Below are 11,916 nucleotides of genomic sequence, written 5' to 3' on the forward strand. Positions count from 1 at the left end.
AGGCTTCGTGTTATTTTATAGAATGTTAAAGAGTTGCAGAGGTATGAGGTCGGACGTTTTTTCATAATGGGCTATCAAACAACGAATAAACGAGGTGACAACATGAAACGTATTGGTGTGTTAACAAGCGGCGGAGATTCGCCAGGCATGAATGCGGCCATTCGTGCTGTTGTCCGCAAAGCGATTTACCATGGTGTAGAAGTATTTGGGGTTTATCATGGCTATGCTGGCTTAATTGCCGGAAACATTAAAAAATTGGAAGTCGGAGACGTTGGGGATATTATTCATCGTGGGGGTACAATACTATATACGGCACGCTGTCCGGAATTTAAAACAGAAGAAGGCCAGCGAAAAGGAATTGAACAATTGAAAAAGCACGGGATTGAAGGGCTGGTCGTCATCGGCGGCGACGGTTCGTATCAAGGGGCAAAAAAATTAACGGAGCATGGATTCCCTTGTGTCGGAGTGCCGGGAACAATCGATAATGACATTCCTGGAACGGATTTTACAATTGGATTTGATACAGCATTAAACACGGTGATTGACGCCATTGACAAAATCCGCGACACTGCCACATCGCACGAACGGACATATGTCATTGAGGTAATGGGACGCCATGCCGGAGATATTGCGTTATGGTCAGGGCTTGCCGGAGGAGCGGAGACGATTTTGATTCCGGAAGCAGAGTATGACATGGACGATATTATTGCACGGCTGAAGCGTGGACATGAGCGCGGCAAAAAACATAGCATTATTATCGTTGCCGAAGGGGTTGGAAGTGGCGTCGAGTTCGGCAAGAAAATTCAAGAAGCAACCGGATTTGAAACGCGCGTCACGGTGTTGGGGCATGTGCAGCGCGGCGGTTCTCCAACTGCGTTTGACCGTGTGCTTGCTAGCCGTTTAGGTGCCCGGGCTGTTGAATTATTGCTAGAAGGAAAAGGAGGCCGCTGCGTCGGCATTCAAAACAATCAGCTCGTCGATCATGATATTGTCGAAGCGTTGGCAAACAAGCATACTGTGGATCAAAGAATGTATTTGTTGTCAAAAGAGCTATCCATTTAATTCCCTAGTGGAAAGGAAGAAGAAATGATGATGAGGAAAACAAAAATCGTCTGTACGATCGGTCCTGCCAGTGAGAGTGTGGATAAGCTCGTGCAATTGATCGAAGCGGGGATGAATGTCGCGCGTTTAAATTTTTCGCACGGCGACCATATGGAACATGGTCGGCGCATTCAAAACATTCGTGAAGCAGCGAAGCGAACGGGAAAAAAGGTGGCGATTTTGTTAGATACGAAGGGGCCGGAAATTCGCACGCATGACATGGAAAATGGTTCCATCGAATTAAAAGAAGGATCGCAGCTTGTTATTTCGATGAAGGAAGTCCTCGGAACGCCGGGGAAAATCTCGGTGACCTATGAAGGGCTTATTGACGATGTCGTTCCTGGCTCCAAAATTCTTTTAGATGATGGGTTAATTGGCTTGGAAGTTGTTTCTATTGATAAACAAGCGCGCGAAATTGTCACGAGAGTGCTCAATGGAGGCGTCTTGAAAAATAAAAAAGGAGTTAATGTACCGGGCGTTCGCGTCAACCTGCCAGGGATTACAGCCAAAGACCGCCAAGATATTTTATTCGGCATCGAACAAGGAATTGATTTTATCGCCGCTTCTTTCGTTCGGAGAGCTTCCGACGTATTGGAGATTCGCGAGGTGCTCGAAGAAAATGACGCGCTACATATTCAAATCATCGCCAAAATCGAAAATCAAGAAGGCGTAGATAATATTGATGAAATTTTGGAAGTTGCTGATGGTCTGATGGTGGCGCGCGGCGACCTTGGCGTTGAAATCCCGGCAGAAGAAGTGCCATTGATCCAAAAAGTGCTCATTAAAAAATGCAACATGCTTGGCAAACCGGTTATTACAGCGACACAAATGCTCGATTCGATGCAGCGCAACCCGAGACCTACGAGAGCAGAAGCAAGCGATGTCGCCAACGCGATTTTTGACGGCACCGATGCGGTGATGCTATCTGGGGAAACGGCGGCAGGGCATTATCCAGTTGAAGCGGTAAAAACGATGCATCGAATTGCGTTGCGCACCGAACAAGCGCTGCAATACCGCGACATATTAGGACAGCGGACAAGAGAAAGCGCGACGACGATTACCGATGCGATAGGGCAATCGGTGGCGCATACGGCGCTAAACTTAGACGTGGCGGCGATTGTCACGCCAACTGTCAGCGGAAAAACGGCGTATATGATATCGAAGTATCGTCCGAAAGCCCCGATTGTCGCGGTTACTTCCAGTGAATCCGTATCACGCAAATTAGCGCTTGTCTGGGGAGTATATTCGCAAGTGGCGCCACAAGCGAAAACAACGGACGAAATGCTTGATATTGCCGTTGATGCTGCAATAGAATCAGGAATAGTCAAACACGGTGATTTAGTCGTCATCACTGCGGGAGTTCCAGTTGGAGAAACAGGGTCGACGAACTTGATGAAAGTGCATGTGATCGGCGACATTATTGCAAAAGGACAAGGCATCGGCCGCAAATCGGCTTTTGGAAAAGCGGTAATTGCAAAAACGGCAGAAGAAGCGGTCCAAAAAATGGTAGAAGGCGGGATTTTAGTAACGAACAGTACCGATGCAGACATGATGGCGGCGCTAGAAAAAGCGGCGGCCATCATTACCGAAGAAGGCGGATTAACGAGCCACGCCGCCGTCGTTGGTCTAAGCCTTGGCATTCCGGTCATTGTCGGTGTAGAAAATGCAACAGCGATTTTAAAAGATGGACAGGAAATTACGGTGGACGCAGGATTCGGTGCGGTTTATCAAGGACATGCGAGCGTGTTATAAGATATGTTATAAGATATAATAAAAACAGAGAAATCATTTCTCTGTTTTTATTTTTCTTTCGAAAGGTAGATGGAGAAGCATGAAATGGGTCATCGGGATATTTATCGTGATTCCGGTCTTGGAGATCGCTCTGTTTATTCTTTCCGGCAAATTGATCGGGATATGGTCCACACTTGCCTTAATTATGCTGACGGGAATGATAGGAATATGGCTTGTCAAACAACAAGGACTGGCAGTGATCGAAAAAGCAAGACGGGAGATGTCATACGGACGCCTTCCGAGCGGCGCGATTCTTGATGGAATTTGCGTGTTCATTGGCGGAGTGCTGTTGTTAACACCAGGTTTTTTTACCGATATACTTGGGGTGTTTCTTCTTCTTCCTTTTACGCGCGCGCTGATGAAACCGTATATCGCCCGTTGGCTGAAATCTCTCTTTCACACGAAAATGTTTTTTTATTTATATCGATAAGGAAAGAGCCTTTCCACTATATTTGAAAGGCTCTTTCTCTTTCGCGTTCATTTTGGCGGTTATGGCGTAGATTTTCCGATAATAAAATTCCAAATATCGCGGAACACGTTGGCGCTGTGCAGCGTTCGGATGATGACAAGCACAACTGGCCCTATAATTAATCCGAGAAAGCCAATTAATTTAAATCCGACAAATAATGCTACTAACGTAGCGAGCGGATCAAGGCCGATCGATGAGGAAAGCACTTTTGGCTCCATAATTTGCCGCTGGACAAGAACGACGATATAAAGCACGCCTAGACCGATAGCAAACGGAATATTTCCGCTTACGGCCGTATAAATAATCCACGGAACAAAGACAATACCCGTTCCTAAATACGGCAAAATATCGACAAGCCCGATAATAAGGGCGATCGTAATCGCATAATCGACGCGGAGAATCAGCAATCCGATTAAAACGATGACCGTTGTGATGGAAATCAGTGTCGCTTGCGCTTTAATAAAGCCGAACAAGGCCTTCTTTAAATCACGAAATACCGTTTTTCCGCTCTTGTGCGCTTTTGCCGGTAAAAGCGTTTGGGCGATGCCTGTAAGCCGACGCCAGTCTTTGCTAATAAAAAACGTAGCCAGCAGTGAAAAAATAAAAACGGTAGCCGCATTCGGAAGCCAAGCGAGCAGCTGTGGGATGTTTTGCAGCACGTGCTGAATAAACTGTCCAACGGTGGTGGCGATTTGCGTGCCTACGGCCTGAATATTATTCATAATCGTATCCTGCTGATCAGCGTCCAAATTTTTAAATAAGACCGCCAAATCTTGATAAAGAGGAATAATTTGCTGGGCAAAAAACATTTCGATATAGGAAACTAATGCTTGGAATTTTTCCGGTACGATATGGGCTAAGTACTGCGTTCCCGAAACGATTTCGGCAATCAAAAGCGTCACCAAACCGGCCACGACCGCAAATAATACGACCAATGTCACGATCACCGCCAGCCATCTTGGCATCTTGGCCTTTCGTTCTAGAAAGTCGACGAGCGGGTTAATTAAAAAGGCAATAAAAAACGCGATGATAAACGGATATGTAACGGTGGATACATAATAAAGAGCAATCGCTCCGAGAATGGTGACGGCGATGACAAACAAAAAACGAAGAAAGCTATATACGTGATGGCGGGACAATGTTTCACCTCCATAAATTTTCCATATTTATATATTACATGTTTGCTTACGTATAAGCAAAGGGCAAGGTTTCATGTTGGAAAGTGTGAAATGAATGAAGAAAGGAAGAATCAATGATGAGCGAGTCAGTATTGTTTTTGCTTATTTTATTTTTTATCGGTTTTATTGCCAAAAATCAATCGTTAATGATTGCGGTGGCGGTACTGCTTATTATTAAAATGATTGGGATGGAAGAAAAATGGATTCCCGCGATCCACGCCAAAGGGATTAATTGGGGGATAACCATTATTACAATTGCCGTGTTGGCACCGATTGCCACAGGAGAGATCGGCTTTAAGCAACTCACTGCTTCTTTGCAGTCATTGTCGGCTTGGATTGCACTTTTATCGGGAATTTTTGTAGCTTTAATTGCAAAAGGAGGAGTTATGTTATTATCGACCGATCCCCATATGACTGCCGCGCTTGTATTAGGAACGATTATTGCTGTATCGCTCTTTCACGGTGTTGCCGTCGGCCCGCTTATCGGTGCTGGAATTGCTTATATGATTATGAAAATGATAGAATATTTTTGACAGCAATGATTTGAAGGAATGAGCGGTTTTTGACGGATAAAGGCCGATGCGGGGTTTTGCGGCTTTCGTCATTGATAGATGACAAAAGTCAGATAATTGTTTATAATATAAACAGTTATTTCAATTGTCACCTTCTATTCTAGCGGAAAGGTGGCAATACATAATTGCAGTAGAATGTAAGCACTTTCGGCGTCATTTTTTGTCCTGGTTTCGAGCAAGCGCTCACTCTCTTGCCGCATACCGCGGGGGAAGGTAATCATTTTAAAGAGAAGGGGAGATTACGATGACAGTTACGCGCGGTCTGGAAGGGGTTGTCGCCACTACATCAAACATCAGTTCGATTATTGATGACACCCTAGCCTATGTAGGCTACAATATCGATGATTTGGCAGAAAACGCTTCCTTTGAAGAAGTAGTTTATTTGCTTTGGCATCGTGAACTTCCGACAAAAGAACAGTTGGAAGAACTAAAGCAACAGTTAGCCGAAAATGCTGCCATTCCAAAAGAGATTATTGAACATTTTAAAATGTATCCAATTGATAAAGTCCATCCGATGGCTGCATTAAGGACGGCAATTTCGATGTTGGGGCTTTACGATGAAGAAGCCGATGTGATGACAAAAGAAGCAAATTATCGTAAAGCGATTCGTCTGCAAGCGAAAGTTCCGACCATTGTAACAGCGTTTGCCCGCGTCCGTAAAGGACTAGAACCTGTCGAACCAAGAAAAGATTTAGGATTTGCAGCCAACTTCCTTTACATGTTAACGGGAAAAGAGCCAAACGAAATTGCAGTGGAAGCGTTTAATAAAGCGCTTGTATTGCATGCTGACCATGAATTAAACGCCTCTACTTTTACGGCGCGCGTTTGTGTGGCAACATTATCTGACATCTACTCCGGCATCACAGCAGCGATCGGCGCGCTCAAGGGTCCGCTTCATGGCGGGGCAAACGAAGCGGTGATGAAAATGCTAACGGAAATTGGAACAGTGGAGAATGTTGAACCGTATATTCGCCGGAAACTGGAAAACAAAGAAAAAATCATGGGCTTTGGCCATCGCGTTTACCGTAAAGGCGATCCGCGCGCGAAGCATTTGAAAAAAATGTCAGAAAAACTAACGAAACTAGTGGGCGAACCGCATTGGTATGAAATGTCGACAAAAATCGAAGACATTGTGACTTCTGAGAAATCGCTGCCGCCAAACGTTGACTTCTATTCGGCATCGGTTTACCATTGTTTAGGCATTGACCATGATTTATTTACGCCTATCTTTGCGGTAAGCCGGATGTCGGGATGGCTTGCACATATTTTAGAACAATACGATAATAACCGCCTCATTCGCCCGCGGGCGGAATATACCGGCCCGTCAAAACGGGTATACGTGCCGATAGAACAGCGCGGCTAATGATGTTGGCAATAAGGTGAGAAACAAGTTGCCTTTCTCACCTTTTTCATAAAAAACTATAGTTGGAGGTTTTGACCGTGACGCAAGGGGAAAAAATTACAGTAACAAATGGTGTGTTGAATGTACCAAACAATCCGATTATTCCATTCATTGAAGGGGATGGGACAGGCCCGGACATTTGGGCAGCGGCATCCCGCGTGTTAGAAGCCGCGGTAGAAAAAGCGTATAAAGGCGAGAAAAAAATTGTTTGGAAAGAAGTACTTGCCGGGGAAAAAGCGTATAAGCTGACTGGGGAGTGGCTTCCGCAAGAAACGCTCGATACGATTCGTGAATACATAATTGCGATTAAAGGTCCGTTAACGACTCCGGTCGGTGGAGGAATTCGCTCTTTAAATGTGGCGCTTCGCCAAGAGTTGGATTTATTTGTGTGCTTGCGCCCTGTCCGTTATTTTAAAGGCGTGCCTTCTCCGGTCAAACGCCCAGAAGATACGGACATGGTGATTTTCCGTGAAAACACCGAAGATATTTACGCAGGGATCGAATATGCCAAAGGAACGCCGGAAGTGAAAAAAGTGATTGATTTCTTGCAAAATGAAATGGGCGTCCGTAAAATTCGCTTCCCGGAAACATCGGGCATCGGCATCAAGCCAATTTCCGAACAAGGAACAAAACGGTTAGTGCGCGCTGCGATCAATTATGCGATTAAGCATGGACGGAAATCGGTGACGCTTGTCCATAAAGGAAACATTATGAAATTTACGGAAGGTGCATTTAAAAACTGGGGCTATGAATTAGCAGAAGAAGAATTTGGCGACAAAGTATTTACATGGGCGCAATATGACCGCATTGTCGAAGCGGAAGGAAAAGAAGCGGCAAACCAAGCGCTTGCCGAAGCGGAACAATCCGGAAAGATCATTATTAAAGACGTCATTGCCGACATTTTCTTGCAGCAAATTTTAACGCGCCCGCGTGAATTTGATGTGATTGCAACGATGAACTTAAACGGCGACTACATCTCCGACGCGTTAGCGGCACAAGTCGGCGGCATCGGCATCGCGCCAGGGGCAAACATCAACTATGAAACAGGACATGCCATTTTTGAAGCGACGCACGGAACAGCTCCAAAATACGCCGGTTTGGATAAAGTGAATCCGTCATCGGTCATTTTATCCGGCGTGATGATGTTTGAACATCTCGGCTGGAATGAAGCGGCTAAATTGATTGTTGAGGCGATGGAAAAAACGATCGCGGCCAAAATCGTTACCTATGATTTTGCCCGTCTCATGGACGATGCAACGGAAGTAAAATGCTCTGAATTTGCTGATGCGCTTATTCGCAATATGGAATAACAATAACACATAAGAGGGAGGATGGGGGAATATGGCAATGAGACGTAAAAAAATCTCAGTGATCGGTGCAGGATTTACAGGTGCAACGACTGCATTTATTTTAGCCCAAAAAGAATTAGGAGATATCGTCCTTGTCGATATTCCGCAGTTGGAAAATCCGACAAAAGGAAAAGCGCTCGATATGCTCGAATCAAGCCCGGTGCTAGGGTTTGACGCAAACATTATCGGCACTTCCAACTATGAAGACACTGCTGATTCTGATGTCGTGATCATTACGGCAGGCATTGCGCGCAAACCAGGCATGAGCCGCGACGACCTTGTCACCACCAACCAAAAAATTATGAAACAAGTAACAAAAGAAGTGGTCAAATATTCGCCGAACTGTTACATTATCGTCTTGACGAACCCTGTTGATGCGATGACTTACACGGTATTTAAAGAATCGGGATTCCCGAAAAACCGCGTCATCGGTCAATCTGGCGTATTGGATACCGCCCGTTTCCGCACGTTTGTCGCACAGGAATTAAACATTTCTGTAAAAGATGTCACCGGCTTTGTGCTGGGGGGACATGGCGACGATATGGTGCCTCTTGTTCGTTATTCCTATGCCGGCGGCATTCCGCTTGAAAAATTAATTCCGAAAGACCGCCTTGATGCGATTGTCGAACGTACCCGCAAAGGCGGCGGCGAAATAGTGAACTTGCTTGGCAACGGCAGTGCTTATTATGCACCGGCTGCTTCACTTGCCGAAATGGTGGAAGCGATCATTAAAGACCAACGCCGCATTCTTCCGGCAATTGCTTATCTCGAAGGTGAATACGGCTACGAAGGCATTTATTTAGGGGTACCGACGATTTTAGGCGGTAATGGAATCGAAAAAGTGATCGAACTAGAATTGACGGAGGAAGAGAAAGCAGCGCTTGCCAAATCGGTCGAATCCGTGAAAAACGTCATGCGCGTATTAGAATAAATAGTGGCAAAGACAAAAATTCGGGAATCATCCCGAATTTTTGTCACCTATTTATTGAAAGCGTTTTCTAAAACAAAGGGGTGTTTGACATGCTGAAAAAGCGCAAACTTGGGAGAAATATATCGGAAATTTCGGTCGGGGAAAAACTAGTAATCAACGCGAAAATTGAAGATAAAGATTTGCTGCTTTATCTTGGACTGACGGATGATGCCAATCCGCTATACATCCAGCACGATTACGCTTCCCAGACGCCGCTGAAAAAGCCGATTGTTCCGGCAGTAATGTTAACGGGAATGATTACTTCCGCCATTTCGAAATATTTGCCGGGCCCTGGAAGCCATATTACCAAACAGGAAATTCATTTTCTGAAGCCGGTTTATCATTACGAGCAATTGCAGTTTCTGTTTGAAGTGACAGAAGTAAATGAGGATCATCATAGGATTACAATTTCTGTGCAAGCGACGCGGGACGAAGACAAAGTACTCGAAGGAACGCTGTCCGTCTGTCCGCCGTATGTTTTATCTCCGCTTGATGGCCGGGTGTTAGAAAATTTTTGAGCAAAAACCGCCTGTTTCGCAAGGCGGTTTTTTTTAGTTTTATGGTATGATAAACATGGACAAACTTGATTCTAAAATAGCAGAGCGGAGGAGAAGGATGGGCAAAAAAGTGTTAGTTGTCGACGACGAACAATCGATTGTCACGCTATTAACATACAATTTGGAACAAGCAGGATTTACGGTCGTGACGGCAAACGATGGTGAGGAAGCGATCGAGAAAGTAGCCGATGAACAGCCGGCGTTAATCATTTTAGACTTGATGCTTCCAAAGCTCGATGGGGTCGAAGTGTGCAAACAATTGCGCCAGCAAAAAGTGATGACACCGATTTTAATGTTGACGGCGAAAGACGACGAATTCGACAAAGTGCTCGGGCTCGAACTTGGTGCGGATGACTACATGACCAAGCCGTTTAGCCCCCGTGAAGTCATCGCGCGGGTGAAAGCGATCTTGCGGCGCACGCAGCTTTCCAATCTAGCCGAGGAAAGCGAGGAGCGAATCGTCATTGGTGACTTGGAAATTTTCCCAGACAGTTATGAAGCATATTTTGCCGGAAAACAGCTCGAGCTTACTCCGAAAGAATTTGAACTGCTTCTTTATCTAGTCAAACATAAAGGCAGGGTGTTGACGAGAGATCAACTGCTTAGCGCGGTATGGAATTATGATTTTGCCGGCGATACTCGTATTGTCGATGTTCATATCAGCCATTTGCGGGAAAAAATTGAACATGATACGAAAAAACCTTTATATATTAAAACGATACGGGGACTTGGATATAAATTAGAGGGGCCAAAACGGAATGACTAGCTTCCGCACACGTCTGTTGTTCTGGCTGGTGACATTGATTGTCACGGTATTGATATGTCTTGGACTATTGCTTGGGCAATTATTTAAAGACTTTTATGTGGAAACGATGAATAAACGGTTGGAAAAAGAAGCAAAAGCAGTTGCCATTTTGTTGAAAAACGAATCACTGGCGCAAATTCGCCCTGACTTACAAGAAATGAGCGAGGAGCTGTCCTCACGCATCACGATATTAAACCGCAAGGAAAAAGTGGTGTTTGACACCGGGCACGTTGCCAATATTAGCGATCAAACTCATGAGCGGATTATTCGCGACATTTTACACAAAAAACATTTTCACCAATTTTCGATTATCGAAAAAACGAATGATGTGTATTATTATATTGTTTCTTACACAAAGGAAGGGAAAAACGCAGGATACGTCATTTTAAGCTCTCCGACCAATTCGTTGAAAAAGGTGAACCAGCAAATTTGGGGAGTATTGGTCAGCAGTCTGGGCACCTCTTTGATTGTCATTATTTTGCTTGGGTTAAAAATTACCAATCAATATATGAAGCCGATCGAAGCGGCAACAGAAGTAGCTGTTGAGCTGGCGAAAGGAAATTATGAAGCAAGGGTGCCAAACGGGGAATACAATGAAGCGGGGATGCTCGTTCAATCCATTAACCGGCTTGCCCGCAATTTGCAGGAAATCAGCAAATCTCGGGAAATGCAAACCGACCGCCTTCATACACTGATCGAAAATGTCGGAAGCGGGCTTATTTTAATTGACAGCCGCGGCTACATTAATTTAATTAACCGTGCCTTTAAGGAATGCTTTCATATTCAACCATCCGATTATTTGTACCGGCCGTATACGGAAGCATTTATTCATAAAGAAATTGTACAACTTGTAGACGACATTTTTATTAAAGAAACAAACATTCGCAAACAGTTGTTATTGACGATTGGCATCGAACGAAAGCATTTTGAAGTGTACGGCGCTCCGATTATCGGCACGAATGACGAATGGCAAGGCATTGTGCTCGTTTTCCATGATATTACCGAGCTAAAAAGGCTGGAACAAATCCGCAAAGATTTTGTCGCAAACGTTTCTCATGAGTTAAAAACGCCGATTACCTCGATTAAAGGATTTGCCGAAACGCTGCTGGATGGGGCGATGAAAGATGAGCAGGCGTTGCAGCACTTTTTGTCAATTATTTTAAAAGAAAGCGAACGTCTGCAGACATTAGTGCAAGAGTTGCTTGATTTATCGAAAATCGAGCAGCACGGGTTTCAGCTTCAGATGGAAACGGTCGATTTAGTAGCGGTGTTAAAGGAAGCTGCCGCTATCTTTCAACGCAAAGCGGAAGAAAAAGGCATTCATTTTTATTGGCATGCGCCTGCTGCGGCATATATAAAAGGGGACGTCAACCGTCTTAAACAAATTTGCATTAATTTGATTACAAACGCGTTAACGTATACGCCAAAGGGTGGAAAAGTAGAGATCGTCATTGAGGAACAAGCGAAGGAGATTCTTCTTCACGTTAAAGATACAGGCATTGGCATTGAACAAGAAGAGATTCCGCGCATTTTCGAACGCTTTTATCGAGTCGATAAAGCGCGTAGCCGCAACTCGGGCGGAACGGGTTTAGGACTGGCGATTGTCAAACATTTAGTGGAAGCGCACCACGGCTATATTACGGTCACAAGCAAAGTCGGGCACGGTACGACATTTACGGTGCATTTTCCAAAGCGATTCCAAAAGTAAACGAGAACGAAAAA

General features: G+C 44.8%; 11 protein-coding genes. 10 read left to right on the top strand and 1 reads right to left on the bottom strand.

Annotated features, from left to right (window positions below):
- Positions 1-102 precede the first annotated feature (102 nt).
- The 3 genes from pfkA to HT574_RS11390 all read left to right on the top strand — a co-directional run bounded on the left by pfkA (position 103) and on the right by HT574_RS11390 (position 3,322).
- Positions 103-1,062 (top strand): 6-phosphofructokinase, encoded by a 960-nt coding sequence (pfkA, locus tag HT574_RS11380; RefSeq protein WP_175244697.1) that lies wholly within the window; start codon positions 103-105, stop codon positions 1,060-1,062.
- Between the two features lie 27 nt (positions 1,063-1,089).
- A complete protein-coding gene (gene pyk, locus HT574_RS11385; protein ID WP_175244898.1) occupies positions 1,090-2,853 on the top strand; it encodes a pyruvate kinase in 1,764 nt (587 codons plus the stop codon).
- A 79-nt stretch (positions 2,854-2,932) separates the two neighbouring features.
- Positions 2,933-3,322 (top strand): FxsA family protein, encoded by a 390-nt coding sequence (locus HT574_RS11390; RefSeq protein WP_175244698.1) that lies wholly within the window; start codon positions 2,933-2,935, stop codon positions 3,320-3,322.
- Between the two features lie 59 nt (positions 3,323-3,381).
- Here the strand turns inward: HT574_RS11390 and ytvI are convergent, their stop codons facing one another.
- Positions 3,382-4,500, bottom strand: coding sequence for a sporulation integral membrane protein YtvI (gene ytvI, locus HT574_RS11395; RefSeq protein ID WP_175244699.1), 1,119 nt, complete (start codon positions 4,498-4,500; stop codon positions 3,382-3,384).
- Positions 4,501-4,616: 116 nt separating this feature from the next.
- Here ytvI and HT574_RS11400 point away from each other — a divergent pair, with 116 nt between their 5' ends.
- The 7 genes from HT574_RS11400 to pnpS all read left to right on the top strand — a co-directional run bounded on the left by HT574_RS11400 (position 4,617) and on the right by pnpS (position 11,902).
- Positions 4,617-5,072 (top strand): DUF441 domain-containing protein, encoded by a 456-nt coding sequence (locus tag HT574_RS11400; protein WP_375154117.1) that lies wholly within the window; start codon positions 4,617-4,619, stop codon positions 5,070-5,072.
- A gap of 283 nt (positions 5,073-5,355) precedes the next feature.
- Positions 5,356-6,474 carry a citrate synthase gene (gene citZ / locus HT574_RS11405; RefSeq protein WP_175244701.1) on the top strand — a complete coding sequence of 373 codons (1,119 nt, stop codon included), beginning with the start codon at positions 5,356-5,358 and terminating at the stop codon, positions 6,472-6,474.
- 77 nt (positions 6,475-6,551) lie between these two features.
- Complete coding sequence (gene icd / locus HT574_RS11410) at positions 6,552-7,823, top strand: NADP-dependent isocitrate dehydrogenase (RefSeq protein WP_017437248.1); 1,272 nt, start codon at positions 6,552-6,554, stop codon at positions 7,821-7,823.
- A 31-nt stretch (positions 7,824-7,854) separates the two neighbouring features.
- Complete coding sequence (gene mdh, locus HT574_RS11415; protein ID WP_175244702.1) at positions 7,855-8,793, top strand: malate dehydrogenase; 939 nt, start codon at positions 7,855-7,857, stop codon at positions 8,791-8,793.
- An 89-nt stretch (positions 8,794-8,882) separates the two neighbouring features.
- Positions 8,883-9,350, top strand: coding sequence for a MaoC/PaaZ C-terminal domain-containing protein (locus HT574_RS11420; RefSeq protein WP_017437246.1), 468 nt, complete (start codon positions 8,883-8,885; stop codon positions 9,348-9,350).
- Positions 9,351-9,447: 97 nt separating this feature from the next.
- A complete protein-coding gene (locus HT574_RS11425) occupies positions 9,448-10,155 on the top strand; it encodes a response regulator transcription factor (protein WP_175244703.1) in 708 nt (235 codons plus the stop codon).
- Positions 10,148-11,902, top strand: coding sequence for a two-component system histidine kinase PnpS (gene pnpS / locus HT574_RS11430; RefSeq protein ID WP_175244704.1), 1,755 nt, complete (start codon positions 10,148-10,150; stop codon positions 11,900-11,902). The genes HT574_RS11425 and pnpS overlap by 8 nt, the downstream gene beginning before the upstream one ends.
- The last annotated feature ends 14 nt before the right edge of the window (positions 11,903-11,916 follow it).

This window comes from Parageobacillus sp. VR-IP, assembly GCF_013357975.1.
GTDB lineage: Bacteria > Bacillota > Bacilli > Bacillales > Anoxybacillaceae > Saccharococcus > Saccharococcus caldoxylosilyticus.

Coding starts and splice junctions, on each gene's coding strand:
- mdh (WP_175244702.1), top strand. CDS start 7,855: ATGGCAATGAGACGTAAAAAAATCTCAGTGATCGGTGCAGGATTTACA.
- HT574_RS11420 (WP_017437246.1), top strand. CDS start 8,883: ATGCTGAAAAAGCGCAAACTTGGGAGAAATATATCGGAAATTTCGGTC.
- citZ (WP_175244701.1), top strand. CDS start 5,356: ATGACAGTTACGCGCGGTCTGGAAGGGGTTGTCGCCACTACATCAAAC.
- pyk (WP_175244898.1), top strand. CDS start 1,090: ATGATGAGGAAAACAAAAATCGTCTGTACGATCGGTCCTGCCAGTGAG.
- pfkA (WP_175244697.1), top strand. CDS start 103: ATGAAACGTATTGGTGTGTTAACAAGCGGCGGAGATTCGCCAGGCATG.
- HT574_RS11400 (WP_375154117.1), top strand. CDS start 4,617: ATGAGCGAGTCAGTATTGTTTTTGCTTATTTTATTTTTTATCGGTTTT.
- pnpS (WP_175244704.1), top strand. CDS start 10,148: ATGACTAGCTTCCGCACACGTCTGTTGTTCTGGCTGGTGACATTGATT.
- HT574_RS11390 (WP_175244698.1), top strand. CDS start 2,933: ATGAAATGGGTCATCGGGATATTTATCGTGATTCCGGTCTTGGAGATC.
- HT574_RS11425 (WP_175244703.1), top strand. CDS start 9,448: ATGGGCAAAAAAGTGTTAGTTGTCGACGACGAACAATCGATTGTCACG.